This is a genomic window from Flavobacteriales bacterium, from assembly GCA_016704485.1.
In the GTDB taxonomy this organism is placed as follows: domain Bacteria; phylum Bacteroidota; class Bacteroidia; order Flavobacteriales_F; family PHOS-HE28; genus PHOS-HE28.
Genome location: JADJAA010000001.1, coordinates 1,296,543 through 1,323,530, shown reverse-complemented (window position 1 = coordinate 1,323,530; position 26,988 = coordinate 1,296,543). Strand labels below are relative to the sequence as shown.

At 50.7% G+C, this 26,988-nt stretch carries 26 protein-coding genes; 16 read left to right on the top strand and 10 right to left on the bottom strand.

The window, feature by feature from the left end; all coding sequences use genetic code 11:
• Positions 1-36: 36 nt before the first annotated feature.
• Positions 37-3,003, bottom strand: coding sequence for a leucine--tRNA ligase (locus tag IPF95_05645; protein ID MBK6474178.1), 2,967 nt, complete (start codon positions 3,001-3,003; stop codon positions 37-39).
• Between the two features lie 83 nt (positions 3,004-3,086).
• On the opposite strand from IPF95_05645, the gene IPF95_05640 reads away from it, so the two are divergent.
• The 7 genes from IPF95_05640 (at position 3,087) to rlmN (ending at position 8,888) form a co-directional block, all read left to right on the top strand.
• A complete protein-coding gene (locus IPF95_05640) occupies positions 3,087-3,962 on the top strand; it encodes an FtsX-like permease family protein (protein MBK6474177.1) in 876 nt (291 codons plus the stop codon).
• Between the two features lie 11 nt (positions 3,963-3,973).
• Positions 3,974-4,228 carry a DUF3098 domain-containing protein gene (locus tag IPF95_05635; GenBank protein ID MBK6474176.1) on the top strand — a complete coding sequence of 85 codons (255 nt, stop codon included), beginning with the start codon at positions 3,974-3,976 and terminating at the stop codon, positions 4,226-4,228.
• Positions 4,225-5,019, top strand: a complete 795-nt coding sequence (locus tag IPF95_05630; protein MBK6474175.1) for an undecaprenyl-diphosphate phosphatase — start codon at positions 4,225-4,227, stop codon at positions 5,017-5,019. Before IPF95_05635 ends, IPF95_05630 begins: the two co-directional genes overlap by 4 nt.
• Before the next feature lie 59 nt (positions 5,020-5,078).
• Positions 5,079-5,804, top strand: a complete 726-nt coding sequence (truB, locus tag IPF95_05625; protein ID MBK6474174.1) for a tRNA pseudouridine(55) synthase TruB — start codon at positions 5,079-5,081, stop codon at positions 5,802-5,804.
• A 129-nt stretch (positions 5,805-5,933) separates the two neighbouring features.
• The gene (gene queA / locus IPF95_05620; GenBank protein MBK6474173.1) at positions 5,934-6,983 is read left to right on the top strand and encodes a tRNA preQ1(34) S-adenosylmethionine ribosyltransferase-isomerase QueA; all 1,050 of its coding nucleotides are present in this window, start codon (positions 5,934-5,936) and stop codon (positions 6,981-6,983) included.
• Between the two features lie 101 nt (positions 6,984-7,084).
• On the top strand, positions 7,085-7,747 hold the full coding sequence (locus IPF95_05615; protein MBK6474172.1) for a 2-C-methyl-D-erythritol 4-phosphate cytidylyltransferase: 663 nt from the start codon (positions 7,085-7,087) through the stop codon (positions 7,745-7,747).
• A gap of 28 nt (positions 7,748-7,775) precedes the next feature.
• Positions 7,776-8,888, top strand: coding sequence for a 23S rRNA (adenine(2503)-C(2))-methyltransferase RlmN (rlmN, locus tag IPF95_05610; protein ID MBK6474171.1), 1,113 nt, complete (start codon positions 7,776-7,778; stop codon positions 8,886-8,888).
• 24 nt (positions 8,889-8,912) lie between these two features.
• Here rlmN and IPF95_05605 read toward each other — a convergent pair whose 3' ends face one another.
• Positions 8,913-9,647 (bottom strand): hypothetical protein, encoded by a 735-nt coding sequence (locus IPF95_05605; protein MBK6474170.1) that lies wholly within the window; start codon positions 9,645-9,647, stop codon positions 8,913-8,915.
• A 174-nt stretch (positions 9,648-9,821) separates the two neighbouring features.
• On the opposite strand from IPF95_05605, the gene IPF95_05600 reads away from it, so the two are divergent.
• From IPF95_05600 to IPF95_05580, 5 genes are all read left to right on the top strand, one after another.
• Positions 9,822-10,754, top strand: coding sequence for a polyprenyl synthetase family protein (locus tag IPF95_05600; GenBank protein MBK6474169.1), 933 nt, complete (start codon positions 9,822-9,824; stop codon positions 10,752-10,754).
• Positions 10,755-10,782: 28 nt separating this feature from the next.
• The gene (locus tag IPF95_05595; protein MBK6474168.1) at positions 10,783-11,238 is read left to right on the top strand and encodes a hypothetical protein; all 456 of its coding nucleotides are present in this window, start codon (positions 10,783-10,785) and stop codon (positions 11,236-11,238) included.
• A 67-nt stretch (positions 11,239-11,305) separates the two neighbouring features.
• Positions 11,306-13,255 (top strand): DNA primase, encoded by a 1,950-nt coding sequence (gene dnaG / locus IPF95_05590; protein MBK6474167.1) that lies wholly within the window; start codon positions 11,306-11,308, stop codon positions 13,253-13,255.
• Between the two features lie 91 nt (positions 13,256-13,346).
• Positions 13,347-14,285 (top strand): cation transporter, encoded by a 939-nt coding sequence (locus IPF95_05585; protein ID MBK6474166.1) that lies wholly within the window; start codon positions 13,347-13,349, stop codon positions 14,283-14,285.
• Positions 14,278-14,421, top strand: a complete 144-nt coding sequence (locus tag IPF95_05580) for a hypothetical protein (protein MBK6474165.1) — start codon at positions 14,278-14,280, stop codon at positions 14,419-14,421. The genes IPF95_05585 and IPF95_05580 overlap by 8 nt, the downstream gene beginning before the upstream one ends.
• A gap of 60 nt (positions 14,422-14,481) precedes the next feature.
• Here IPF95_05580 and IPF95_05575 read toward each other — a convergent pair whose 3' ends face one another.
• Both IPF95_05575 and IPF95_05570 read right to left on the bottom strand, forming a co-directional pair.
• Entirely contained in the window at positions 14,482-14,739 is a 258-nt protein-coding gene (locus IPF95_05575) for a type II toxin-antitoxin system RelE/ParE family toxin (GenBank protein ID MBK6474164.1), read from the bottom strand.
• On the bottom strand, positions 14,724-15,086 hold the full coding sequence (locus tag IPF95_05570; GenBank protein MBK6474163.1) for a hypothetical protein: 363 nt from the start codon (positions 15,084-15,086) through the stop codon (positions 14,724-14,726). Before IPF95_05570 ends, IPF95_05575 begins: the two co-directional genes overlap by 16 nt.
• Before the next feature lie 57 nt (positions 15,087-15,143).
• On the opposite strand from IPF95_05570, the gene IPF95_05565 reads away from it, so the two are divergent.
• Entirely contained in the window at positions 15,144-17,303 is a 2,160-nt protein-coding gene (locus IPF95_05565) for a CotH kinase family protein (protein MBK6474162.1), read from the top strand.
• Here IPF95_05565 and purQ read toward each other — a convergent pair.
• The gene (gene purQ, locus IPF95_05560; protein ID MBK6474161.1) at positions 17,238-17,933 is read right to left on the bottom strand and encodes a phosphoribosylformylglycinamidine synthase subunit PurQ; all 696 of its coding nucleotides are present in this window, start codon (positions 17,931-17,933) and stop codon (positions 17,238-17,240) included. The genes IPF95_05565 and purQ overlap by 66 nt on opposite strands.
• A 134-nt stretch (positions 17,934-18,067) precedes the next feature.
• Positions 18,068-18,988, bottom strand: a complete 921-nt coding sequence (locus IPF95_05555) for a hypothetical protein (GenBank protein ID MBK6474160.1) — start codon at positions 18,986-18,988, stop codon at positions 18,068-18,070.
• A gap of 108 nt (positions 18,989-19,096) precedes the next feature.
• Between IPF95_05555 and IPF95_05550 the strand changes: the two genes are divergently transcribed.
• A complete protein-coding gene (locus IPF95_05550; GenBank protein ID MBK6474159.1) occupies positions 19,097-19,276 on the top strand; it encodes a hypothetical protein in 180 nt (59 codons plus the stop codon).
• A 29-nt stretch (positions 19,277-19,305) separates the two neighbouring features.
• Here IPF95_05550 and purD read toward each other — a convergent pair whose 3' ends face one another.
• Both purD and IPF95_05540 read right to left on the bottom strand, forming a co-directional pair.
• Positions 19,306-20,619, bottom strand: a complete 1,314-nt coding sequence (purD, locus tag IPF95_05545; GenBank protein MBK6474158.1) for a phosphoribosylamine--glycine ligase — start codon at positions 20,617-20,619, stop codon at positions 19,306-19,308.
• A 186-nt stretch (positions 20,620-20,805) separates the two neighbouring features.
• Positions 20,806-21,444 (bottom strand): redoxin family protein, encoded by a 639-nt coding sequence (locus IPF95_05540; protein MBK6474157.1) that lies wholly within the window; start codon positions 21,442-21,444, stop codon positions 20,806-20,808.
• Between the two features lie 133 nt (positions 21,445-21,577).
• Here IPF95_05540 and IPF95_05535 point away from each other — a divergent pair, with 133 nt between their 5' ends.
• Positions 21,578-22,339, top strand: a complete 762-nt coding sequence (locus IPF95_05535; protein MBK6474156.1) for a sulfite exporter TauE/SafE family protein — start codon at positions 21,578-21,580, stop codon at positions 22,337-22,339.
• Positions 22,340-22,442: 103 nt separating this feature from the next.
• Here the strand turns inward: IPF95_05535 and IPF95_05530 are convergent, their stop codons facing one another.
• Both IPF95_05530 and IPF95_05525 read right to left on the bottom strand, forming a co-directional pair.
• Entirely contained in the window at positions 22,443-23,204 is a 762-nt protein-coding gene (locus IPF95_05530) for a hypothetical protein (protein MBK6474155.1), read from the bottom strand.
• A 149-nt stretch (positions 23,205-23,353) separates the two neighbouring features.
• The gene (locus IPF95_05525; GenBank protein MBK6474154.1) at positions 23,354-24,895 is read right to left on the bottom strand and encodes an acyl-CoA carboxylase subunit beta; all 1,542 of its coding nucleotides are present in this window, start codon (positions 24,893-24,895) and stop codon (positions 23,354-23,356) included.
• Between the two features lie 104 nt (positions 24,896-24,999).
• Here IPF95_05525 and IPF95_05520 point away from each other — a divergent pair, with 104 nt between their 5' ends.
• Entirely contained in the window at positions 25,000-26,928 is a 1,929-nt protein-coding gene (locus tag IPF95_05520) for a nitrate- and nitrite sensing domain-containing protein (GenBank protein MBK6474153.1), read from the top strand.
• Positions 26,929-26,988: the final 60 nt, after the last annotated feature.

Genomic DNA, 26,988 nt, shown 5'->3' with positions numbered 1-26,988 from the left:
CTGGAGAACAGGACATTATGTCGGGCAAATTTGCGTTCACACTACGATATTCACGATGCGTTTGGGGACCACGATCACTTTTTTCGGAGTTTTTCCTTCCAACCGTTCCTGCACCTCAGGATTTGCCATTACCTGCGCTTCCACCTCTTCTTTTGAAAGTGTGGCGGGGAATTCCAGCAACATGCGGGTTTTTCCATTGAAGCTGATCGGGTATTTGAAACTATCCTCAACCAAATACTGTGGATCGAAAACCGGCCAAGGCGCTGTTGTGATGCTTTCCGTATGGCCCAATTTGCTCCAGAGCTCCTCCGCGATATGCGGTGCAAATGGCGCGAGGAGTATGGTCATCGGTTCCAGCACATCACGTTTGTGGCTCTTCAATGCACCCAACTCGTTCACTGCGATCATGAACTGCGCAACACTGGTGTTGAAGCTCATGTTCTGAATGTCTTCCGTTACCTTCTTCAGGGTGGAGTGCAAGGCTTTGAACTCGGCTTTCGTGGGAGCTTCATCGCTCACGCTGAACACATCGCTTTCATAGAACAGATTCCAGAATTTACGCAGGAAGCGGAAGGTGCCTTCGATGCCGTTGGTGTCCCACGGCTTGCTTTGCTCCAACGGGCCGAGGAACATTTCGTAGAGGCGCAGGGTATCGGCGCCGTATTTGGCAATGATCTCGTCGGGGTTCACCACGTTGAACTTCGACTTGGACATCTTCTCCACGTCGCGCAACACCCTGAAAGCGCCCTCAGACACATACACGCCATCTCGAAAATCAGTGTTCCAGTTCTTAAGTGCCTCTAAGTTCACAGAGGATTCATCAGCCTCGATGAACTCAATCGGTATCAGAACTCGATCCATAGCCTCTGTCATTTGCAAGAGGTGCACATCGTGAAACAAGAGGTCTGGGGCAATATCATTTTTGGCTCCAATGGCATTGCACGCAGCGCGACGAATGGCGTTCTGGGCAGCTATTCGACTGCCTCCATCATCGGAAAATTGTTGATTGAACAAATCCGCTGAGACATACAAAAGAATATCCCAATTGAGAATCGGATAAGGACGTTCAACATGAGTTGGATTGTTGTCGACCAATGGTAATCGATTACGAAACGCCACAGCAGAGCGCCCAGTAATCATCCCCTGATTCACCAACTTCTTAGCCGGTTCATCAAAAGGCAACCAACCGCGATCATGCAGGAACTTGGTCCAGAACCGGAAGTAGAGCAAGTGGCCTGTGGCGTGTTCGCTGCCACCCATGTACAGATCGATCTGGTTCCAATACTTGATGGCTTCCGGTGATGCGAAACGGCCCTCGTTATGCGGGTCCATGTAACGCAAAAAATACCAACTGCTTCCGGCCCAACCGGGCATTGTGGTGGTCTCTAACGGATGGCCATCGTAACTCCAATTCTTCGCTCGAGCCAATGGTGGTTCTCCATCTTCTGTAGGAAGGAATTTATCAACCTCCGGCAAAACCAAAGGCAATTCACTTTCTGGTAAAGCGTAGGGAATATCGTCCTTGTAGTAGATAGGTATCGGCTCGCCCCAATAGCGCTGGCGGCCAAATGCAGCATCGCGCAAGCGGAAGTTTATGCGGCCTTCACCGGCACCCAATTTTTCCAACTCTTGGATCGCGCGCGTGATCGCATCCTTCACTTTCAAGCCCTTCAGAAATCCTTCGCTACAGATGATCGCGTCCTTGCGCTCGTCGGCTTCCTTTTCGATATCTGCTCCTTCGGTCACGGCAATGATCGGCAGGTCGAACTGCTTCGCAAAACGCCAATCACGCTGGTCTCCACCGGGCACGGCCATCACGGCACCAGTTCCATATCCAGCGAGCACGTAGTCACCCACCCAGATCGGAATATCGGCGCCCGTGAACGGATGCTTGGCGTAGGAGCCTGTGAAAACACCACTCACCTTTTCCACCTCGGCTTGGCGTTCGCGTTCACTTCGGTTACTGGCGGTTTTCACGTAAGTCTCGACTTCTGCTCTGCGATCATCAGTAGTGTACTTGCCCACCAACACATGTTCCGGTGCTAGCGTGATGAACGATACTCCGAACAGCGTATCTGGCCGCGTAGTGAATACCTCGATGAAATCTTCAGCCACAGTAAAACGGACCAACGCCCCCTCACTTCGCCCGATCCAATTTCGCTGCGATTCTTTTAGCGAGGTACTCCAATCCAATTCGTCCAGCCCTTCGAGCAGCCGTTGCGCATAGGCCGTGATGCGCATGCTCCATTGTGGCATGCGCTTCCGCTCCACTGGGTGTCCGCCGCGCTCGCTCACACCATCCTTCACCTCATCATTGGCAAGCACTGTTCCCAGGGCGGGACACCAATTCACCCAAGCATCGCTGAGGTAGGCCAAGCGGAAATACTGCAACACCATCTGCTTTGTCCGTTCGCTATACGAACTCCATTCTGCCGCTGTAAATCCGCCCACGAACTCCTCCACATCTCCCGTAAGGATGGACGCATCCTGTCCTTGGCATCCCTGCTGTTCGAAACGCGCTATCAGATCTGCAATGGGTCTGGCCTTATCCTGTTTTGGATCATACCAGCTTTCAAAAAGTTGCAAAAAGATCCACTGGGTCCATTTGTAGTACTTCGGGTCACTGGTGCGCACTTCGCGACTCCAATCGAAGCTGAAACCGATTCTGTCGAGTTGCTCGCGATAACGTGCCAAGTTGATCTCGGTGGTCTTTGCAGGATGTTGACCTGTCTGGATGGCGTACTGTTCTGCAGGCAACCCGAAGCTATCATAGCCCATGGGGTGCAACACATTGAAGCCGCTGTGTCGTTTGAAACGAGCAACGATATCACTTGCTATGTACCCGAGCGGGTGCCCAACGTGCAGGCCAGCGCCACTGGGATACGGGAACATGTCCAGGACATAATACTTAGGTTTCGACAAGTCGTTCTCCACACGATAGGTGCCATCGGCTTTCCATTTCTCGCGCCATTTCTTCTCGATCTCGTTGTGGTCGTACTGCATATTCTTCCGTCTACGGTGGCAAATGTACTGGGCTACGCCAAGTCGGAACAATGCATTCGCCGCCCTAACTACATTTGTCGCCGATGAGTATGGACCGCAATTCAAGATCACGCACTCGTTCCGCAGGGTTTGGGACCATTATCGGAATTGCACTTGTGCTGTTCATGCTGGGCATTCTCGGCTTTTTGGTCCTGAATGCCCACGCCTTGGAGCAGTATTTCAAGGAAAACGTGCGCGTTGAGCTTTTTCTGAAGCGGGACCTGAAGGAGGTTGACATTATGCAGTTCCGTAAAGAATTGGATACGGAGGCCTACTCCCATGAAACCCGATACGTTACTGCAGACGAAGCGGCCGAGCAATTGAAACAAGATCTCGGCGAGGACTTTTTGAATGTGCTCGGCAGTAATCCCTTATTACCCTCCGTGGAATTACGGTTAAGCGCAGACTATGCCCAAACAGATAGTTTGAAGTGGATCGTTGAGAGTTTGAAAAAGGACCAACGCGTACAAGAAGTAGCGTACAATGCGGCAGTGGTCGAGAACATCGATGCTAATTTGAGCAAAATAGGCCTGCTAGTGCTTGGGTTCACTGCATTGTTGTTGATCATTGCCATAGCGCTTATCAACAATACGATCCGCTTGGCCATATACAGCAAACGCTTTCTTATCCGCACGATGCATTTAGTGGGAGCCACGCAATGGTTCATCAAGAAACCCTTCATTTCACAGAGCATGTGGCAAGGCATAGTGGGTTCCATTGTTGCTGTTGGTCTAATGGTGGGGGTGCTTCAATTGGTAAAGCATTACATGCCGGATATGCTCGCGTTCACGGACATGTTCACCTTGGCGCTTTTGTTCATCGGAGTAGTGGTTCTAGGACTACTTATATCGTTGGTCAGCACGTGGTTCGCAGTACGTCGTTACCTTCGCATGAATTCCGAGGACCTTCATTGGAGTTGAATAAGCAGATCATGGCATCCAAGCACAACGAACAAATGGATATGGCGTTCACCGCCACCAATTACAAATTACTGTTGATCGGCCTCGCGATCGTCGTAGTTGGGTTCATGCTCATGGCCGGGGGTGGTAACGGCGATCCGAATTCCTTTAATGAGGCTGATATCTTTAGTCCAAGGCGCATAACCGTTGCTCCTATTGTTACGCTGATCGGCTACTTATTCGTGGTCTATGCGATCCTGAAAAAGACAGGTGGTTCGGAGGCATGACCATTATCCAAGCGATCATCCTCGCGATCATCGAGGGAATCACCGAATTCCTGCCCGTTTCAAGTACTGGGCATATGATCATCGGATCCAGCATCATGGGGATCCAGCAGGACGAATTCGTGAAACTTTTTACCGTTGCGATCCAGTTCGGAGCTATCCTTTCCGTGATCGCTTTGTACTGGAAACGCTTCTTCCAGACCTTCGATTTCTACACAACGCTTTTCGTCGCATTCCTGCCCGCAGTTGTTGCAGGCCTTCTGCTGAATGACTTCATCAATGCCTTGCTGGAAAATGTGGTCGTGGTCGGGGTTATGTTATTCCTTGGTGGGGTCGTGTTCTTGTTCATTGATCGTTGGGCTCCCGGTGGAAAAAACGAGGAAACACAACCCATTAGCTATAAAAAGGCGTTCATCATCGGTGTGTGGCAGTGTATCGCAATGGTGCCTGGTGTGTCTCGTTCCGCGGCCACGATCATTGGAGGAATGACGCAAGGTTTATCGCGAAAGAACGCGGCGGAATTCAGTTTCTTTTTGGCCGTACCGACAATGTTCGGAGCCACGGTAAAATCCATCTACGATTACATCAAGGACGGTGGTGAATTCACCAGTGAGCATTTCCAGCTTTTCGCCATTGGCAATGTGGTGGCGTTCATAGTCGCGATCATCGCAATTCGTTCGTTCATAGCCTTTCTGAGTAGGCATGGATTCAAGGCATTCGGTTGGTACCGGATAGTGGTAGGCGGGGTCATTATCGTGTTATACTTGATGAATGTACCCTTGCAAATGATGTAAGCGCTACAGTCACAAAGGCTACCACCAACATCCTGGTACCTTCGCCGCTGTTGATCCGTATGGAGGAAACCGGAAAATTTGAGGATTTTGTATTTCTACCCGATGACGGAGGATTCGTTCTGGTGGACAAGCCGTTGGACTGGACCAGTTTTGATGTGGTAAAGAAGATCCGCGGAGCTATGCGGAGCGTAGTTCAAAGACGGAACTTCAAGGTAGGTCATGCTGGCACGTTGGATCCATTGGCTAGCGGGCTATTGATCATTGCTTACGGGTCCTTCACGAAAAAGCTTCCCCTCATTACCGGACAGACCAAAGTCTACACCGGCACCATCACATTAGGCTATGTAACAGATAGTTATGATGCTGAAACGGAAAAGATCCGCTTTGGGCCATGGGAACAACTGGATGATAATACCATCAAGTCCGCCTTTGCCCAGTTCCATGGCGAGGTAATGCAGCGCCCACCTAACTATTCTGCCAAGCGCTTTGAAGGTGAGCGCGCGTTCTGGTTGGCACGCGATGAAGAACGTGCCCATTTAGTCGATTTTCCAGAGGTTAAAGTATTGATATCCAAGCTGGAAGTAACTGGAATCCGCGACAACGAGGTCGATTTCGAGGTACATGTGAGCAAAGGCACTTACATCCGATCCTTGGCCCACGACATTGGTCAGGAACTCGGTTGTGGCGCATACCTCAGCGCATTGCGGCGCACGCATATCGGCGACTTTTCCGTTTCCGACGCCCGACATCCGTTTGAATGGACGCAATTGATCGCCCCGTTGTGAAATAGGCCTCCAAGCCCGACACACCTGTTCTTACCACCTGCTGGTCAACCTTTTTGACCTCGGCGCAGTTATGATATTATCTTCGGCCCCCCAAATAAGCAGCGGGAGCCTGTAAGCTCCGCAAAATTCATGAAACTAGCATCATTCAAATTCGATCTGCCAAAGGAGCAGATCGCCCTATATCCAACCAAAGATCGCGACGGCGCCAAATTGATGGTTCTGCACCGCAAGGACGGGAAGATCGAACACAAGAAATTCAAGAACATCCTTGATTATTTCAATGAAGGCGACACCTTCATCCTGAACAACACCCGCGTATTCCCTGCACGTATGTGGGGCAACAAGGAAAAAACAGGAGCGAAGATCGAGGTCTTCATGCTGCGCGAATTGAACCGCGAAAGCCTGTTGTGGGATGTGATCGTTGATCCTGCTCGCAAGATCCGTATCGGTAACAAATTGTACTTCGGTAAGGACGATGAACTTGTAGCGGAGGTGATCGACAACACTACCAGCCGTGGCCGCACCTTGCGTTTCTTGTTCGATGGCACCTACGAGGAATTCAAAGCCGCGATCACCGAAATGGGTGAAACACCTTTGCCTCGCTACATCAAACGCGAAACTGAGCCTAGTGATGCCGAGCGCTACCAAACGATCTACGCCAAAGAAGAAGGCGCTGTAGCAGCACCAACCGCTGGTCTTCATTTCAGCCGTGAGCTGATGAAGCGGATGGAACTGCAAGGACTGGAGTTCGCCGAAGTAACCTTACATGTAGGTCTTGGCACGTTCCGCCCAGTGGAAGTTGAAGATCTGACCAAGCATAAAATGGACTCCGAGCAGGCCATTATTACGCCAGAAGCGTGTAAGATCGTGAACAAAGCGATCGTGAACAAGAAGCGGGTATGTTGTGTAGGTACCACCACGATGCGCGCCATTGAAAGCAGCGTGAACACGGAGAACCAGTTGAATCCATACAACGGATGGACCAACAAATTCATCTTCCCGCCATATGATTTCAGTATCGCGGATAGCATGATCACCAACTTCCATATGCCAGAAAGCACGCTCTTGATGCAAGTAGCTGCATTCGGTGGATATGACCATGTTTGGAACGCCTACAAAGTGGCCATGAAGGAGAAGTATCGTTTCTTCAGCTATGGCGATGCGATGTTGATCATCTGATCGGGATAATTAACTCTGAACGAAGCCGTGGGTCCATGATCCGCGGCTTTGCGCTTTCAGCACATTTCGATCGTAACTCATTTATCGGTTAATTCGTGATCATGGAACGTAGCGCCATCATTGTAGCCGGAGGCCTAGGCAAACGCATGGGAGCCTCCATTCCGAAACAGTTCTTGTTGCTCAAGGGTAAGCCGCTGCTATGTTATTCCATCGACGCGTTCCGGGCCTATAATGTCACCATGCAGATCGTGGTCGTCTTACCAGAAGCGCAGATCCCGATCTGGAAAAGCCTTTGCATTGGTCATAAATTCTTTACAGAACATGAGATCGTGGCCGGTGGCGAAGAACGATTCCATTCCGTTCAGAAAGGACTTACCAAAGTCACTCACAACGGTGTGGTTGCCGTTCATGATGGCGTACGACCACTGGTAGATGTAGGTCTGATCGGTCGTTGCTTCGATGGTGCCAAGGCCAATGGGTCAGCCATTCCAGTCGTACCGATAAGTTCGTCAATACGGGAGGTCATGCCAGAGGGGTCCAGAGCGATGGATAGAACAGGGTTCCGCATTGTGCAAACCCCTCAATGCTTTCGTACGGACCTTCTGCGTAAGGCGTTCGAACTACCCTACGACCGAGCATTCACGGATGAAGCCACGTTGGTGGAGCGCTTAGGAGAACCCGTGCATTTAGTGGAGGGCGATGACGCTAACCTGAAGATCACCACGCCAATGGACCTAAGGGTAGCTGAAGGGCTGGTAGTGTGATCATCCCGTATTCCACCCCATTTAATGGATTAACACCGACCTTTGCGCCGTGAGCACTACACCGATCGATATCCGCAGCCTTTCCAAGGAACAACTAACCGCTTTAGTCGCTGACCTTGGCGAAAAGCCCTACCGCGCCAAACAACTCTGGGATTGGTTGTGGAAGAAAAAAGCACGTGCCTGGGATGATATGTCCGACCTACCCAAGGCATTTCGTGAAAAACTGAGCGAGCACACGTTATTTCGTCCGCTAGAATTGGTAGAAGAACAACGAAGCGAAGATGGCACGATAAAGTGTGCTTTCAGGACCTGGGACGGTCACATTGTTGAAGGCGTTCTGATCCCGACACCAAAACGGCAAACGGCATGTATCAGCAGCCAGATCGGGTGTAGTTTAACGTGTACGTTCTGCGCAACGGGCAAGCTGAAGCGCATCAGAAATCTGGATGCCGCTGAGATCGTGGACCAAGTGACCTTGATCGATGATCTTGCACTGAAATACAACAAAAAGAACGTCACCAACATTGTTTACATGGGCATGGGCGAACCATTGCTCAACTATGCCAATACCATGGCTAGTGCAGATCTCATCAACTCGCAGGATGCACTGGGAATGGGCTCGCGCCGCATAACGGTGAGCACTGCTGGTATTGCAAAAATGATCCGGAAATTAGCGGATGACGGTGCGCGTTTCCACCTTGCGATCAGCCTTCACGCCGCTACGGATGCCAAACGTGATACCATCATGCCGATCAACGAACAAACGCCCTTGGCAGAGCTGAAGGACGCCTTGCGCTACTATACCCGCATGACGAAAAAGGATGTCACCTTCGAGTACATTCTATTGAAGGGGTTCAACGATTCCATCGCAGATGCACAAGACCTTGTGCGCTATGCAAGCGACGTGGATTCGAAAGTGAATCTGATCGAATACAATCCGATCGATGCTAGCGCGAACGTAAAGGGATCTTTCCAACGTTCAAGTGATGAGGATGCAGCAGCATTCATGTACCACTTGGAAAGCAAGGGCATTGTCGCTCGTATTCGCCGCAGCCGTGGAAAGGACATTGATGCAGCCTGTGGCCAGTTGGCGAACAAGAATACGCCTGCTATAAAGGACGGTGAGCGGGTGATGAAGTAGTATCTTCGCTTTTCAAGCTGCTTGTCAGAACCCTAGACCGACCTTGAACCCAAGGAAGAATGCGGGAACCGTATCATCGGACTCTATAGTACTGTAGAGGTACTCAACCCGACTATTGGTAAAGTCCACTCGTGTTTCCTCAATGACCTTTACTGAATGACGCGATCGCATAGCGACCCCACCATAGATATCACACATCCAATTGCTTGAAGAACTGAACAACTGGTAACCTATGTATAACCGGAGGTCATTGTAGGTGCGCACATCAAGCGAACGTTGCGGATCTTCCGGGAAGCGTCCTAATGAGTCCTTATGGAGGATCTTCTTGGAATACTCCAAGTGAGCGAATTCAAGCTGCGAATACCACCCTTGCGGCTCAATATCGATCTGATGATAATAACGTGCACCGATGTGAAAACTGGGGTTAGCTTGGATCTCAACACCTCTTCCATAATCGTCGGCATCATCACCAGCAATGGATAGTGCCAGGAAATTCCGATACGTAACGCCAATACCGACCTCAAGGCTCAATCGCGGTGTAAGCGCACGTTCATAATAAAGCGGGATCTCTCCTCGAAAAAAGAGCAATGGGTTGATCTTGAATACGTTTTTCACACAATTCACCGTGTCGAATGCTGCATTTACCCGGTCCTTGTACAAAAGGGTCTTCGGTTTTTCCTTTTGGGCCATGGCCACCATACTCAACGTACAGGCAGCGATCAGCAGGAAACTGCGAAAAATGGAGGAACGGGAATTCATGCGTTGCGAAGGTAGGTAGTTGTAGGCTTACCCAACGCAGACGAGAATCTTGAAAAAGGTTGCGCGGCAACGTGCGGTGTTCGCCATCTTTGCCGTTCCCGGCAGGCCATTTGTTCTTCGAGGGTGCAAGCATTGGTGACCATTGAAGCCATACAGCGGCCGATCGCCGAGGAAATGAAGGCCTTTGAGCCGCATTTCCGAGAAGCCATGCGCAGTAAGGTCGCGCTGCTGGACCGGGTTATGCACTACATCGTTAAGCGGAAAGGCAAGCAAATGCGGCCGATGTTCACCTTGCTCAGTGCGAAGCAGTTCGGGCCTGTGAAGGACAGTGCGTTCATCGCTGCAAGTTTGATCGAATTGCTTCATACGGCAACCTTGGTCCATGACGATGTGGTGGACAGCAGCTCCATGCGTCGCGGATTCTTCAGCATCAATGCGCTTTGGAAGAACAAGATCGCGGTATTGGTCGGCGATTACCTGTTAAGCCGAGGCTTGTTGCTCGCGATCGAAAAAGATGAATTCCAGTTACTGAAGATCGTCAGTACTGCTGTTCGGGAAATGTCCGAAGGCGAATTGCTTCAACTGCAAAAAACACGGAACTTGAATTTCAGTGAGGACGTGTATTTCGACATCATCGGCAAGAAAACGGCCAGTCTTATTGCTGCGTGCTGTGCAAGTGGAGCAAGCGCTGCAGGCCAGCCTCTTGAAGCCGTGCAACGCATGCATAAATTCGGGGAACACACCGGCATCGCCTTCCAGATAAAGGATGATCTGTTCGACTATGGCAATGGTGAGGACATTGGCAAACCGACCGGGTTGGACATCAAAGAAAAAAAACTGACGCTCCCATTGATCTATTCACTGGACAAGGTCTCGAAGTCCGATCGTCGGTGGATGATCGATGTGGTCAAGAACAAGAACGAAGATGACCGATCGGTGAAGCGTTTGGTGGAAATGGTATCGGAAGCAGGTGGGATCGCACATGCGCATGCACGCATGCTCGAATACCGCGACAAAGCCATCGGAACACTGCATACCTTTCCGAAGAACGAATACCGCGACGCCTTGGAAGGCCTTGTACAACTGACCGTGGAGCGAACGAAATAAGAACGCACTAGACAACGTATCCGGAACAATGAAATTCATCGATCACCTACTTCACACCACCGTATGGTTTGCGTTCGTTGGAGCTCTTGTGGCTTGTACACCGCAACAAGCACCTCAGAAAACACAACCGCCGGCAGAAGAAATAAATACCGCACCAAAGGATACGATCAAGGCTTCGGTCCGCAAGGATGGTATCCAGGACATTAAGATCCCGGATGCTGGTAGAATGACCGGTCTGCAAGAGAATGGCGAACGGCAAGGGCCGTGGACCTCTTACTTCGGGAATGGCACAATTCGCAGTAAGACCGTGTATAGCGATGGAAAGCAGAATGGCTTGAACGAAGTCTTCCACGATAATGGAATGTTGTTCTACAGCGGTCAATACAAGCTCGATCTCAAGGTCGGAGAATGGAGATTCTATGATCGTAAAGGCGTATTGATCAAGACCGCCCAGTTCGATAGCTTAGGTGTGGAGCTGAAATAGCACCAACCGTAAATTGTACCCGTTGGATCAACGGCTGCGGTCGCTAGTGTAATTTCACACCCCGGTAATGATCGCGCCCCACGCCATTCAGGAAGTAAAAGAAGCTGCTCGCGTAGAAGAAGTAGTGGGCGAATTCGTTGCGTTGAAACGGAAGGGTTCGCGGTATTTGGGACTGTGTCCATTCCACAACGAGAAAACACCCTCCTTCAATGTTACCCCGAATCTGGGCATCTACAAATGCTTCGGCTGTGGCGAAGCTGGTGATAGCATCACCTTCCTTACGAAGCATGAGCACCTCAGCTATGTCGAGGCGCTGAAGTGGCTTGCGAAACGGTACAACATCGACCTACCGGAAGAAGAACAAACACCGGAACAGGAGATCGCGCAAAGCGAACGCGAAAGCCTTTCCGTGATCCAGCAATGGGCCATGAACTGGAGCGTGGAACAGCTCTGGGAAACGGACGAGGGCAAGCGGATCGGGCTCTCCTATTTCCGCGAACGCGGTTTCTCCGATGCCACGATCAAAGAGTTCCAATTGGGCTATGTCCCGGAACAAGGCAATGCGTTTGCATACGCAGCGCAAGCCAACGGATTCAACGCGGAATTGTTGGCGAAAGCGGGATGGATCAAACGCAGAGAGAGCGATGGATCTCCTTGGGATTTTTTCCAAGGCCGTGTTACGTTCCCGATCCACGGACTAAGCGGCTCGCCGATCGGTTTCGGTGCGCGCACATTGAAGAGCGATAAAAAACTACCGAAGTATTTCAACAGTCCAGAGAGCTTGCTGTACATAAAAAGCAAGTCGCTTTATGGTATCTACCAAGCCAAGAAAAGTATCGTGCAGCATGAACTGTGCTACTTGGTGGAAGGCTATACGGATGTGATCAGCTTACACCAAGCGGGGATCACGAACGTTGTGGCAAGCAGCGGTACCAGTTTGACAGAGGATCAAGTTCGTTTGATCAAGCGTTACGCGGCCACGGTCTGCATATTGTACGATGGCGATGCCGCTGGAATGAAGGCCAGCTTGCGCGGTATCGATCTGATCTTGAAAGAAGGATTGAATGTAAAAGTGGTCACGTTCCCGGAGGGCGAGGATCCGGACAGTTACGCGAAAAGCCACAGCAGCAGCGAGGTAACGGCACACCTCACGGAACACGCTCAGGATTTTCTGGTCTTCAAGGCCGAACTGCTCATGGCCGATAGCGGCAATGACCCGGTGAAAAAAGCAGCTGCGATCCACGAGATCGTGGAGAGCGTTGCGTTGGTTCCGGATCTGGTCCTGCGTGCATTGTACGTGAAACAATGCAGCACCTTGTTGCAGATCAACGAACAGGCCTTGATCAGCGAAATGAACAAGGTACTGCGCCGGCAGTACAAGAAAAAACTCGGCGGCGACTTTGTTCCGGAAGAACATTTGGCTCCTGATCTATCAGCGCCACAACCGATCGTAGAGGACCTCGGCACCGCACCACAGGAACGTGATCTCCTCCGCATGCTCTTGAGCTATGGACACGAACGGATCATGGTGAAATTCCAGGATGAAGAAGGCAATGCCGAAGAAGAAGAAACCAGCGTGGCCGAGTTGATGTTCGAGCTGTTGGCACTGGATGATATCCTCTTTGACGAACCGTTGTTCCGCGAGATCTACATCGACTACCGGCACAAGAGCAACTTAGGTGAAACCATTGATGCAGCCCGCTACGTTGGGCACGAACAAGAGAACTGGCGCGCCATGGCCATAGACCTTCTAACGGAGAAACATGACCTAAGTCCGAACTGGAAAGCTCGCCACAAGATCCATGTGAAACGCGAAAGTGAAGCGCTGCGTGATGCACTTGAAGAAGCTGTGGACATCTTGAAAGAGCGCCGCGTGGACCGCATGATCCGGGACAAGCAAGAAGACCTGAAGACCGCCGATGAACTGAACGTGATCGCCACGTTGCAGGAAATCATAAAAATGACCGAGGCCAAAAAAAAGTTGGCAAAGAAGACCGGGCGGGTTGTTGTTGGGTGAGGGTGTGGGGGTTGGTCTAAAAACAGAATAGGACGGCTCGTTCTGACCATGGGCTTATTCGGAAATTAACTCCTCCACCTACCTTCGCCAAATGTCACCCGCGCATGCACACGCGCATGACCATGCCGGTCATGAACACACGCACGGCGAGCCGAGTATGGCCAGTGCCATTGCGCTGCGTACTGCGTTCTACATCAATCTAGCTTTTACGATCATTGAAGCAGTTGGTGGTTGGTGGACCGGCAGCATTGCGGTGATCACCGACGCCATGCACGACGGTGGCGATTGTTTGGTGTTGGGTGCCGCGTGGTGGTTACAACGCGTAGCAATGAAAGGCCGCGATGCGCGGTACAGTTATGGTTATGGCAGGTATAGCATGTTGGGCGGTTGGCTCACGGCGTTGGTGTTGATCGCTGGTGCATTAGGCATGTTGTTCTTCAGCATTCCGCGGCTCTGGGACAATGAGCTACCGGATACGCCGGGCATGATCGGCATTGCGATCTTCGGGTTGGCGATGAATGGCTTCGCTGCTTGGAAATTGCATGGTGGAGAAACACTGAACGAACGCGGAGCCTACCTTCACTTATTGGAAGATGTGTTGGGTTGGGCGGCGGTCCTGGTGGGTGCCGTGATCATGTATTTCACCGGATTTGCTTGGATCGATCCATTGATGAGCATCGGGATCAGCTTGTTCATTCTGTACAACGCATTCGGCACGTTACGCAATGGCACCGCGATCTTGATGCAAGCGCAACCGCACCGGATCCACGCAGAGGAATTGGAAGCCGAGTTGAAACAGATCCCCGGTGTTGCCGAGTTGCATGATCAGCATACTTGGACATTGGATGGTTCCTTCATGATCCACACCGTTCACATTGTATTGGGTGATGTAGATGCCACACGTGCTTCCGAGATAAAGATCTTAGCGCGAAATAAGTTGAAAACACTTGGCATACACCACGCCACCATAGAACTGGAGTGGCCGGGCGAGCACTGCAGCATGGAAGAACTTACTCCCAACAATGCGTAAGAACCTGTTCCGCCTAGTGGCGAAGATCAACAAGGCAATTCTTCCACGACTGTGGGACAAGGACCTTCAACGCCTGAGTAAATTCCAGAAACTGATCGTAGGCTGGCGGATCTGGGTGACGAAGAATGCGCTGTAGGCCCGGGAGGGTCGACCAATGGAACTAAAATGGTTGCGAAGCTGGATCTCTGCTTGCATGTCAAACAGAAAGTACATGAACTTCAGATGCGGTGGTCTTATAAAAGATCTTGTGTTCACCTACCTCTTTAACCCGCACGTCCGGGTCACTTGTTGATCTTCCTAGTTTTGGATGTACAGCGATCAAACGTAACGCTGTACGGAACATACTATCCAGCTTTTCACTGTATCGGAACGAACCGTTCCGCTCCGCCCAATAGGTCAAAATTTGCAAACGCTCATTTTGCGCATTTGCGGTCCAGATCACTTTCCGAGCCATTCATCCACGGCCTTATCCGCGTCGCGTGAAGAAAGCGTTCTGCCCGCCTTAACGTCTTGCTTTCCTTTAGCGATCGATGCCTGTTGGTCTTTATTCAACTTATAAAGCTCCAGATCCGCTTCATCGGTACCGAACAACCTAAGCGCCTCGCGCAGTAATGCGCTATTTCTAGAACGCTGAATGCGACTGATCAACCGTTTCTTTAATTCAACCTCTGACATCCACGTTGTATTTGGAAACGTAAATATACGGCCATTCCGAAGTGCAACACCACTGCAAAGCGCAGCGCATTGTACATGGTATCGATATACCCATAGCACTTTGGAGGCCACGATCCGCAATGGCATTAGTGGGTCGGTGGAAAATATCCCGGCCCGCATTACCCTATGCCCTAATTTTGGCCGGTGAAAACCATTCTTGGCTTTTTCTTGTGTCTCTTCCTCCTTGTTGATCCCGCTTCCGCGCAAACGGTTACGATCAATGAATTGCAGGCAGCGCATGCCTTCGAACCAAATGCGGAAGTAGGCAAGATCTCCGATTGGGTGGAATTGTACAACGCAGGTCCTGATTCCTATCAATTGTTGGGTACGCGGTTGGTGATCAACGGTGTTAGGCACATGATAGATGCCCCAATGGTAATTCCTGCAGATTGCTATTTCGTTCTGTGGTGTGATGGTGAACCAGCCTTAGGGCCGGACCACATTCGGGCTACGTTGCCGCGTTCCGGTGCATCCGTCCAATTGGTCGCTGCGGACGGTAGAACCATTATGGATTCAGTATCCTATTCCGAACTATCGGCGACATTAAGTCTCGGCAGAGAGAACAGTGGTGACGGCAGCTTTACGATCTTTGACACACCCACTCCGGGAGCCGCGAATCGCTATCCGGGTTATGCAATTGCGCGAACAGCCACGCCTACTCCCTCTGTGCAAGCGGGTATCCGGATCACACCGTTCGAACTTGATCTTGTTGGCGATGAACACGATGAGATCCGTTATACCACGGATGGCACTGCTCCGAGCCAACATAGTGAACGGTGGCGATCTCCGATAGAGGTCACTGGAACGAAGACGGTCCGTGCGATCGCATACCGGAAAGGGTCCTTACCTAGTTCTGAGATGCATGCGTCGTACGTATTTGAACCAACGCTGCACCGAGCGATCCACCTAACCACGGAGCCGGAAGATCTTTGGAATGATAGAACAGGGATCTATACGAAAGGTGCTTTCGCCAATAACACCCGCACGGGCAAGGAATGGGAGCGTCCAGTGGTTGTACAGTTCCTCACATCTGAAGCCAATGCTACCGAACATCAAGGCAGCATTTCAGCAGGGATACGGATCAGTGGAAGTGGATCACGAGGAATGGAAAAGCGTTCATTCAAACTATTTGCACGTGAGGAATATGCAGGCCCTGGAATTGGTTTCCCTTTCCCGGATGATGCATTTTATACCGAAGCGATCCTACGTGCAGATGCAAGTCCGAACGGCTACTTGCATAATACCATCATGGAATCCGTTGTTAGCCAAGGCAAGCTAGCGCTGGATGTACAGCCTTCAACGACGTGGCCGCTTTACCTGAACAATGTTTACTGGGGAACCTATCGTTGGATGCCGCCGAAAGATGAAGAATGGTTGTGCGCTTTGAGCGGTACCGCTGATCTGGACGTGTTGGTCGGTCCGGCATTGCGTGCGATCTGCGGCAGTAATACCGACCTACACCACGCAATTGGGCTGATCGAACAGAAAGCCCCGATGCAGGAGATCGAGGAGTTGATCGACCTGGAAAGTTTGATCGATCTGGCCTGCATGGATCTGTATACAGGTCGTGCGGACCATGACCTGAACGTGCGATGCTATCGGCCGCATAACAATGGTGAACCAGGAAGGTGGCGCTGGGTCCTTTACGATATGGATCTCTGGAGTGCCCCGAAAGAGAATAGCGTCCGGCGCATGTGCATGTCCACGGAATTGGAAGCCCCCTATCTATCGTTGTTGTTGGCACATCCCGAAATTCAGGAGCGTCTGTTGATCCGCATGGTAGCGTTACAAGCCACTATTCTGGATCCATTCAACCTACAAGCCATTGCGGATAGCATTTACCAAGCGAACAGTGCGGTTCTTGCGGAGGATCAAAAACGATGGGAAGGCCAGTTGGACCGTCCGGATCCACATCAAGCACTAGAGGAAGTCCATGAAATGATAGCAGAGCGCGGTCCCCTCTTAATGCAGTATCTCGGGGAACATACGGGGCATGAAGTACATACCGTTACGATAATTGCTCCCGATCCAGGATCAGGCCATTTCTTGGTGAATGGTCGCGAGCTGGCTCCGGGCCGTAAACGTATCCGTTCATTCAAGAACATCCCGACCACCATTGAAGCGAGACCACATCCAGAATTTACATTCACGGAATGGAATTCGCATTCGAGCGACCCGGTTCTCACATTCTATGGAACCGAGTCCCAGAACGTGATCGAGGGTGGATTCACGCCGTTATTACGAACGCACAAGGACATCCTTCAACAAGGAGTCGAACAGAAAGCGGCCGTCGGTATTCCCTAGTCTAGGATCCATAGCGCGTTCCGGATGTGGCATCATGCCGAACACATTGCGCTCCTTGTTGCAGATGCCCGCAATGTTCTCTTTGGATCCATTTGGGTTCGCCGTATCGAATGTGCGTCCTTCGCTATCGCAGTATTTGAATAGGATCTGATCGTTCTCCTTCAAACCTTTCAACGTTGCTTCATCCGCATGATAGCGTCCTTCACCATGTGCAATGGGGATCTTCAACGCTTTGTTCGGTATTGACCGCGTTAATTTGGTTCGTTGAGTAACCGCTTTGATATAGACGTTCTCACAAACGAACTGTTGGCCTTCATTGTGCATAAGCGCTCCGGGCAACAGGCCCGCTTCGCAAAGCACTTGGAATCCATTACAAATGCCGATCACGATCCCGCCGTTCGCAGCGTGATGTGCAACCGCACGCATCACCGGAGAAAAGCGCGCAATAGCACCGCTCCGTAGATAATCGCCGTAGGAGAACCCGCCTGGCAGAACCACCACATCAACGCCTTTCATGTCCACTTCCTTATGCCAAAGCCGTTCAACGGGTTGCTCCATCAATGTACCTAGCGCGTAGGCCATGTCTTCATCGCAGTTGGAACCAGGAAAAGTGACTATGCCGAATTTCATAACAGGAGTGGATCAATTGTTAACCGACCGCGAAGTTACGGAGGTGGTTGGTTCTAGTGGTCTTGGCATTTGACGGGAGCCGCAATTCATTGTCCTCTGAGCATTGGGGATGGCTTGTGGAGCACTCGACCAACTCAACCCCACATGCCCCAAACAGCTAGTGCTCCCAGTGCCAGCACACCGAGTTCCCCAACCCACGCACGCTTATTGGTGTTTACGGCATACCCGCATAAAATGGCCAAAGGAACCGCTACGATCACGGGCGGAAAGCGTTTGGAAAGCATCCAAAGCAGCCCGCTCAATACAATGGTTGCCGCACAATACGCAAGGAACGAAGAGCGCAAGTTCTTTTCGCGCATTACGCCACTGCCATAGCCTTTTGCGAATGCCAGTGCTCCTGTACCTATAAAGGCCGCTAACAGAAAATAGAAGAGCACCCGTTGTGATCGAACTACTTCATGTGTCGAAAGCGTGTTTCGGTCCATGATCGTATACAAAGGCCTCCAATGCTCCACGCCCATCAACTTCAGTATCCCCCATGCCAAATAAAGCACCACAGCAACACCCAGAAAAGGAACCAAATGATCACGCCAGAAGAATGGGCGGATCACGGAGACCGAAGCCCACACCACCACGACCATGAAGGCGTAGGGCAAATAGAAAAGCGAGGCAATACCGATCAACAATCCGGCATCGAATAAGGGTCCTAACGCACTACCCATGTTCGTAATGGACCACGTGCGTTGCAGCGCGAACAAAAGGAAAGGCATTCCGAATAGTGCGGGCCCTATAGGCACCGGGTCGCCAAAAGCCGCAAGCAATAACGGGAAGAATAACGCTGGCAGATGGTTCCGGCGCAACATCAGCTCAGAATTATTGACAAGCGCGGTCAATTGAATAGCGACCAGGATGATAACGACCATACCAGCCGTTCCGCGGATCCAGCTCGTTTCATTTACCAGGACCAGCATGGCCTGATGAAATGGCATGGATACACGCGGTGTCGAACCTGCATCCCAGACCCAGGGCAGGAACAGCGCGGGTACAATAACCATCAGAAGCGCAAGAACTGCTGGGCGATTGCTTCGAAATAGGCCTGCGAGCATGATTTTACGTTGGTAACTCCTGATCGCTATCTTTGGCCGCGCTCAAGAGCACGCAGCATGCAAAAGATCTTCTTCGCCATTGGCCACTTTACGGAAACCTGTCTTAGCCTATTGGTAGGTATGGGATGGTTGCCTAATATCTTGATCTCGATCACCCTGTTCATCGGACTGATCTACTGGTTGAACCTACAAGGTAAATACAACAAGAAGGCACAAAAGAACAGCACGTTGGCTTAAATGCTGCTATTGGCCTTTTGATCTGCATTTTACGCTTTCTGGGGAGTTGCGGCTTTTCCAGTGGGCTTCTTTACGAGGTCCAAACCGATATCCAACCGCATATACCGACCTTCGAAATTGATCAACGCGGCCGAACGATAGGTGGCCATGATCGCCTGTTCCAGATCTTTACCGAATGCGGTCACGGAGAGCACGCGACCACCGTTCGTTATTAGCTGATCTCCTTTCATTGCCGTTCCGGATTGGAACACGTATGCATCCTTAACGCTCTCGAGTCCGAGGATCGGTTCACCAGTGGCATACTTACCGGGATATCCTTCAGCGGCCATTACGATCGTAACAGCTGTGCGGTCCTCAACATCCACGTGGCATTCGCTTAACGTACCGGACGCAATACCTTCGAAGAGATCCAGCAGGTCGCTACGTAGACGTGGCAGAATGCATTGTGCTTCGGGATCACCTAACCGTACGTTGTATTCGATCACATACGGTTCGCCGTTCACGTTCATAAGTCCCATGAACAAGAACCCTTGGTAGTCAATACCCTCTTTCCGCAAGCCACGAATAGTGGGAGCAGCAACACGGTCGTGTACTTTCTGCATGAAGTCCTTGTCCGCGAACGGAGCTGGCGAAACCGCCCCCATACCTCCGGTGTTCGGACCCGTATCTCCTGTACCAATACGCTTGTAGTCCTTTGCTGATGGCAGTATCTTGAAATGCTCGCCATCAGTAATGAGGAATGCGGAAAGCTCAATGCCCTTAAGGAATTGTTCGATCACCACTTTTTGACCTGCATCTCCGAAACTGGAGCCATCAAGCATTCCCTTGATCGTTCGAAGTGCTTCCTTTTTATCATTTGTAATGATCACTCCTTTGCCTGCAGCGAGGCCATCGGCTTTGATCACATAGGGTTCGGTCATGCGATCCAAATGCTCCTCCGCTTCTTTCAATTGACCTTTAACGAATGTGCGGTGTGCGGCTGTTGGAATGTTGTGCCGGAACATGAACTCCTTCGCGAAATCCTTGCTGCCCTCCAACTGTGCAGCGATCTTGCGTGGCCCGATAACGGTAACGTCCTTGAGCGTGGGATCCTCTGCAATGCGATCGTGGAATCCATCCACCAACGGTCCTTCGGGCCCAACAACGATGATGCGGATCTTCTTTTCCTTCAGGAATGCACGCACCTTTTTCTGATCGTTCAGATCAAGTACCACTTGCCTTCCATGGCGCACCACACCTGGGTTTCCAGGAGCTACGTAAAGTTCATCGAGGAGTGAGCTCTGCGCTAGTTTCCAAGCCATAGCATGCTCTCTTCCTCCGCTGCCGATCAATAGAACGTTCATGTGTTGCCTTTGCTACAAAGGAACATCGCTCGACCGGGGTGCCGAAATGTTCTTTTCAACAAACCCGCCGATCCACGGGCAGAAGTCCAATCCGACGGAAATACGCGTGTATCAAAAAACGAACGGCGGTGAAGCTCTTAGCCACACCGCCGTATTAAAAAATCAAAAGGTCAAGAATTGAAAAGATCAATGCTCGTGCTTAATGCGCTTAATGCTGCAACCCACATTCCGTGTTGTTGCTGGATCAATGGCTGCACCACTCGCCAATGCGTTCAACGCATTCTCCAACCACTTTTCTTTTACCGCAGCGGGATCGGAAACATTATCATCGATCGCGCCTTTGTACACAAGCTTCATGTCTTTATCGAACAAAAAGACGTGTGGCGTAGTACGCGCACCGAAGGCATCTGCAACGACATGGTTCTCATCCAAAAGGTACGATCCACGAAATCCCTTTTCCTTATAGCGGGCCTGCATATCAGCGAATGCATCTCCGTCATCACGCTTGGCCTCGTTGCTATTCACCATGGCCATTCCTATTCCGGAACGTGCGCTCATTGCAGCAAGTTCAGGGTATCGTCCTTCCCAACCAACACTGCCTTCGCTACCAATAACGAACGGACACGTATTACAAGAGAAAATAACAAGCAGGCCATTGTTACCGACCAGATCCCTCAATGAAGTGCTGGTACCTGAAACATCCATCATCACCTTATCAGCTGCAGGCAAGGTCCCACCAATAGCGAGGTCCGGAAGTGGTTCGTGAGGGATGACCGTGAATAATGCAAGTACGCTTAAGGACAGAAGTTTCATGATCATTTTTATTGACGTGTTGTGATTGAAGGACCAAGGTACGAAATGGCCATCTTTTCCTGTTGCTTTGAGTGTGACATAATGACCTCAGTATTGTATGCCCCACCGCCGCTACTGCATGAAAAACTAACTTCGCCTACAAGATATGGAAGAGGTACTGATCATTCTTGCGGCATTGCTCGCATCGGTTCTTACATTGATCAGTGGCTTTGGATTAGGCACGTTGCTGCTACCTGTATTTGCGTTGTTCTTTCCATTGGAGATCGCTGTAGCATTGACCGCGGTCGTTCACTTGCTGAATAATCTTTTCAAGACGGGTCTGCTATGGCGAACCGCTGACCTTGGTGTGGTATTACGCTTCGGTGTTCCCGGGATCATTGGCGCGTGGATCGGTGCATTATTGCTTACCCGTCTTGAAGGTCTATCACCGCTTTATAATGGACTCCATGGGCCTGTGAGCATTACGAAATTGGTGATCGGTATATTGATGTTGGTCTTTGCAGTATTGGAATTGATCCCGAACAGTAAGAGCTGGTCCTTACCTCGTAAATACCTTGTTCCGGGTGGTGCTTTGAGTGGTTTTTTCGGAGGACTCAGTGGGCACCAAGGGGCATTACGCAGCATTTTTTTATTGCGCTGTGGCTTGGATAAGGCCTCATTCATAGCAACCGGTGTAGTGATCGCCGTGTTGGTGGATATTGTGCGGATACCGATCTATTTAAGATCGATGCCGGATGGTTTTTTGCGTGAACAAGGCGTGATACTTATACTGGCCACTGCTGCTGCATTCCTAGGTGCCGTGATCGGCAAACGGCTAATTCCCAAGATCACGCTACGCAGTGTTCAACTGATCGTTGGGTTCATGTTGGTGTTGATCGCGATCGGTCTGTTGCTCGGGTTTATTTAGGTGACCCCAAACCTGTTTTGATCGGGATGCGATGACCCAGGAACAAAAAAGAACGCCGCCCATTGTTGAACGGCGTTCTTTTAACGCAGTAGAGAGAGCGGACCTATTGAATGGTAACTGTCTTCGTCCGCACTGTTTCCTTTCCGAAGTAGATGTTCTTCCCACCTTGATCTTCGTTGATGTAGGAATATGCAGCAACCTGCACAAGGCTGGTACCAGTGGCTAATCCACTAAGCTCATCAGCGGTAAAGTCGCAGGAAGTAGCGCTACCCACGAGGGTTTTCGCAACACTACCGACCAGGAATAACATGCTATCCGCACTTGCCACGGCCTGAACCGTAAGCGTGTAGCCATTTGCACGAACCACCACATCACTGCTTGAGACCGCGTCAATTGCAGGAAATGCGAACTCCGGGACACTGCGCGTAAAACCTGCGAACCCATTATCGCCAGCAACGGTCCAGTCCGTGTTACTGTTGCTAAAGTCGATCCCCAATGGGTTGGCCTGTGATGGTGTTGACGTATAGCTATTATTGGACTGTGCCGTTAAGTCCGTCCCATTCACTCCAACAGTACCCACATTTACGAAACTTGCGAAATCATCATTACTGAATACCGCTATACCGACACCGATCTCTACGGTGACATTACCAATTGGTGTCGTTGTGGTCGTCCAGGTCTTAACACCCCACAAAGAGGCATCCGCATCCACGAAATTCGGAGTTGTACTTGGTGTCGACGAAGTGCTACCTCCATCAGGAGCAGCTGGTTCAGGATCATCATCCTTTTTGCAAGCGGTAAGTACAATGCCTGCAGAAAGTGCGAAAACAAAGAGCGAGCGGGAAGAGAAGTGGTGTTTGTTCATGTTCACTGTTTTTTTACGAAAATTCGAATTCTTAACGAAAGCAAGACCTCCGTGAAGAACAACATTAGCATACGGAGAACATCCTTATTCATTCTTAGAATGCCAAGATCGTGCTGTCCATAGTTCCGGCCGAACAAGGTAGGCATGAACTACAGCGGAATATTCCCATGCTTTTTCTTTGGCATGGAGTCCACCTTGTTCCTTAGCATTTCCAACGCAGCCATGATCTTTACTCGCGTTTCCGAAGGCCTGATCACTTCATCAACGAACCCCCGTGCAGCCGCTTCATAGGGATTTGCGAATTGCTCTTTGTACTCGCTTTCTTTTTCCAGTAGCTTGGCCTTAGGATCTTTGGAATTCGCGATCTCATTCTTGAAAATGATCTCCGCTGCTCCTTTCGCACCCATCACGGCGATCTCCGCACTGGGCCATGCATAGTTCATATCACAACCAATATGCTTGCTGTTCATTACGTCATACGCGCCACCATATGCTTTGCGCGTGATCACCGTTATACGCGGCACCGTTGCTTCACTGAATGCGTAAAGCAATTTCGCACCGTGGTTGATGATACCACGCCATTCCTGATCGGTACCAGGTAGGAATCCCGGAACATCCACGAACACCAACAATGGGATATTGAATGCATCACAGAATCGAACGAAACGAGCGGCTTTTACGGAAGCGTCAATGTCCAGCACTCCTGCAAGTACAGTCGGTTGGTTAGCAACGCAGCCAACGGTCCGGCCTGCGACACGTGCAAAACCAATGACCATGTTCCGCGCATATTCGGCATGCACCTCCATGCTACTGTCCGGATCGATCACCGCATTCAGGACCTCTCGTATATCGTACGGTTGGTTCGGGTTATCGGGGATGATCGAATCGAGTGCGGGGCGCAATTCATCAGAGGCCGTGTAGGGTAACTGTGGCGGATCCTCTTCGCAATTACTGGGAATGTAGGCGATCAGTTGACGTAATTGTTGAATGGTCTTCAACTCATTCTCCGCTGTAAAGTGGGCGACACCACTCTTGGTCGCATGGGTTGAAGCACCCCCAAGGTCTTCACTGGAAACCTCCTCATGCGTAACGGTCTTCACAACATTCGGACCTGTCACGAACATGTAGCTCGTGCCTTCCGTCATTAACACGAAGTCCGTGAGCGCAGGGCTATAGACCGCTCCGCCAGCGCACGGTCCAAGAATAGCACTGATCTGCGGCACAACTCCACTGGCTCTAACGTTCCGGTAGAAAATATCGGCATAACCCGCAAGGCTGACCACACCTTCCTGAATACGTGCTCCACCACTATCATTGAGTCCGACCACGGGTGCACCATTCTGCATAGCAAGGTCCATAATGCGGCAGATCTTGGCAGCATAGGCCTCAGCAAGCGAGCCACCGAGCACCGTGAAATCCTGCGAGAAGACGTAGACCGTTCGACCGTCAATTGTACCGAAACCGGTAACAACACCGTCACCTAAGAACTTTTGTTCAGCCAATCCGAAATTATGGCTGCGATGCGTCACCAACTGACCGATCTCTTGGAAAGAACCTTCATCCAAGAGCAGACCAACGCGTTCACGTGCAGTGAGCTTTCCCTTTTTGTGTTGCGCTGCAACCCTTGCCGGACCGCCGCCTTCCAATGCTTTTTCAGTCTGCTGATCGAGGAGGTCGAAGTGTTCTTTCATATCAGAATACGATGGGGTGTTCCGTTCAAATGCCGGTGCCAAAGTAAGTGCGTATGCACATGGCATGGAATATCGACACGAACAGGTGCGTACTTTCGGCCACTATGACCTGGCGATTTGCGGACCTACCCGTACGGACGAAGTTCATGTTCACACTAGGCATACCTGTGTTGGGCATGATGCTTCTCATTGGCAAGCAGGTGGACTCCAATATTAAGAGGAGCGCCGTTTATGAGTACATCAAGGGCCAGACCGAACGCATCGGTCTGTTCGCCAATGTGATGCATGAGCTCCAGAAGGAAAGTGCCTATAGTGGCGGATTTTTGATAGGCAGACCAGTGACACCCATGAAACTGAAGGTGCAATTCGTAAGAACGGATGTTAGCATTGCCGCGCTACAGGACCCAACACGGAAAACGACCTATTCGGCGGAGGAATTCGGCGCATTTACGAGCCTACCGATCTTACGCGAACGTGTTCTGGAAAAGCTCACGGATATAAGTACGGTATGTCGGGCATACCGCACTTTGGACCAGACCATGTTGGATGAGCTTGGTCGGGTACAGAAACTTCAATTGGACCCCGAGACCAAGGATCGTATGTACGCGCACGTTGGCCTTTTGAATGCCAAAGAAGCATTGAGCGTTGTGCGCGATCAGTTAAGCATTGCATTGAACAGTCCAGCCGTTTATGCGGAGACGATGGCCCTATTAGGAGAACAGGTCTCTGTGTATGAGACCAATATGTTGCTCTTTGAACGTGATGCACCTCCGGAGGTAATGGCCACTTATAAATCCGTGTTCCAAGGGGCCGATGTGAATTTCATGCGATCGGTCATTGGCACGGTTAAAGAACGGCGTACGCTGGACCGAACGAACATTGCTTCCACGGAATGGTGGGAGCTATCTCTTCGTGCTTTGGATAAACTGAAAGAAGTGGAAGATCATTCGCTTGCACTGATCGTGCAGAACACCGTTGCAAATTCGCGTAATGCGCGTTTGCGATTGATCATTGTACTGATCGCATTGTTCGGTGTTGTTGGTGCGGTAACGGTAATGGGTTATGTGGTGTTGCGCGGTGTAAGCAGTACGGTGAATGAGGTGAATCAAGCGGCGCGTTCATTGTCTTTGGGCGAAGTTGGTACGGACGTTCCGGTTAACAGTGCGGACGAAATAGGACAGATGGCCGAATCCTTCAACAGTATGATCGACAACATACGTTCCCTGGCCAGTAGCGCGGAAAGCATTGGTAAGGGGAACTACGAGACCAGTGTATTGGTCCGTGGTCCAAATGACGTGTTGGGCAACGCACTTACGCGGATGAAGGAGAACCTGAAGGCAGCCCGATTGCGGGATAACGAACAAGCCTTGGCGCTCAATCAGGAAAAGAAAAAGATCGAAGAAGCAAATGTAAGGATCCAGATGCTGATCAAGGAAATGCATCACCGGGTTAAGAACAACTTTCAGGTCATCGCCAGTTTATTGCGCATGCAGGCCGCAACGTTGGCCAATGAGGAATTACAGGAAGCATTCGCTCAAAGTCAAAGCCGCATTACATCGATGGCATTGATCCATGAGAAACTATACCAAGGCGATGAGCTGGCCACGGTCGATGTTGGAAATTATATCCACGAATTGTTCGCCGAGCTTGTTCGATTCAATGATGTGGACGAGAGCATTTCCTATAGCACGGACCTCGACAAGGAACTCGCATTTGATCTTACGACCATGGTTCCCCTGGGTCTATTGATGAACGAATTGATAAGTAACTCCTTCAAGCACGCCTTCAAAGGAAGTACCGAAGGCCTTATATCGTTGTCGATCCACCACGCGAGCGAAAGGAATTACGATATGGTCTACACCGACAATGGCACAGGCATTCCACAAGAAAAACTCAATGCAAGTCCTGAAACACTTGGTGTATCGTTGATCAACAGTCTTGTGGAGCAGCTTAATGGGCGCATGGCGGTACAGGGTGACGAGAACGGCACCACGTATCACATCCGTTTTGCTACGCGACCTTCAGGGCACTAGTCCCATAATTCCGAAGTTTATGAATACTTAGGTCCATTCGGTCAAAAACGCTGCAACCTT

Coding starts and splice junctions, on each gene's coding strand:
- IPF95_05645 (MBK6474178.1), bottom strand. CDS start 3,003: ATGCAGTACGACCACAACGAGATCGAGAAGAAATGGCGCGAGAAATGG.
- IPF95_05640 (MBK6474177.1), top strand. CDS start 3,087: ATGAGTATGGACCGCAATTCAAGATCACGCACTCGTTCCGCAGGGTTT.
- IPF95_05635 (MBK6474176.1), top strand. CDS start 3,974: ATGGCATCCAAGCACAACGAACAAATGGATATGGCGTTCACCGCCACC.
- IPF95_05630 (MBK6474175.1), top strand. CDS start 4,225: ATGACCATTATCCAAGCGATCATCCTCGCGATCATCGAGGGAATCACC.
- truB (MBK6474174.1), top strand. CDS start 5,079: ATGGAGGAAACCGGAAAATTTGAGGATTTTGTATTTCTACCCGATGAC.
- queA (MBK6474173.1), top strand. CDS start 5,934: ATGAAACTAGCATCATTCAAATTCGATCTGCCAAAGGAGCAGATCGCC.
- IPF95_05615 (MBK6474172.1), top strand. CDS start 7,085: ATGGAACGTAGCGCCATCATTGTAGCCGGAGGCCTAGGCAAACGCATG.
- IPF95_05605 (MBK6474170.1), bottom strand. CDS start 9,647: ATGAATTCCCGTTCCTCCATTTTTCGCAGTTTCCTGCTGATCGCTGCC.
- IPF95_05600 (MBK6474169.1), top strand. CDS start 9,822: ATGAAGGCCTTTGAGCCGCATTTCCGAGAAGCCATGCGCAGTAAGGTC.
- IPF95_05595 (MBK6474168.1), top strand. CDS start 10,783: ATGAAATTCATCGATCACCTACTTCACACCACCGTATGGTTTGCGTTC.
- dnaG (MBK6474167.1), top strand. CDS start 11,306: ATGATCGCGCCCCACGCCATTCAGGAAGTAAAAGAAGCTGCTCGCGTA.
- IPF95_05585 (MBK6474166.1), top strand. CDS start 13,347: ATGTCACCCGCGCATGCACACGCGCATGACCATGCCGGTCATGAACAC.
- IPF95_05580 (MBK6474165.1), top strand. CDS start 14,278: ATGCGTAAGAACCTGTTCCGCCTAGTGGCGAAGATCAACAAGGCAATT.
- IPF95_05575 (MBK6474164.1), bottom strand. CDS start 14,739: ATGGCTCGGAAAGTGATCTGGACCGCAAATGCGCAAAATGAGCGTTTG.
- IPF95_05570 (MBK6474163.1), bottom strand. CDS start 15,086: ATGCCATTGCGGATCGTGGCCTCCAAAGTGCTATGGGTATATCGATAC.
- purQ (MBK6474161.1), bottom strand. CDS start 17,933: ATGAAATTCGGCATAGTCACTTTTCCTGGTTCCAACTGCGATGAAGAC.
- IPF95_05555 (MBK6474160.1), bottom strand. CDS start 18,988: ATGGTTATTGTACCCGCGCTGTTCCTGCCCTGGGTCTGGGATGCAGGT.
- IPF95_05550 (MBK6474159.1), top strand. CDS start 19,097: ATGCAAAAGATCTTCTTCGCCATTGGCCACTTTACGGAAACCTGTCTT.
- purD (MBK6474158.1), bottom strand. CDS start 20,619: ATGAACGTTCTATTGATCGGCAGCGGAGGAAGAGAGCATGCTATGGCT.
- IPF95_05535 (MBK6474156.1), top strand. CDS start 21,578: ATGGAAGAGGTACTGATCATTCTTGCGGCATTGCTCGCATCGGTTCTT.
- IPF95_05530 (MBK6474155.1), bottom strand. CDS start 23,204: ATGAACAAACACCACTTCTCTTCCCGCTCGCTCTTTGTTTTCGCACTT.
- IPF95_05525 (MBK6474154.1), bottom strand. CDS start 24,895: ATGAAAGAACACTTCGACCTCCTCGATCAGCAGACTGAAAAAGCATTG.
- IPF95_05520 (MBK6474153.1), top strand. CDS start 25,000: ATGACCTGGCGATTTGCGGACCTACCCGTACGGACGAAGTTCATGTTC.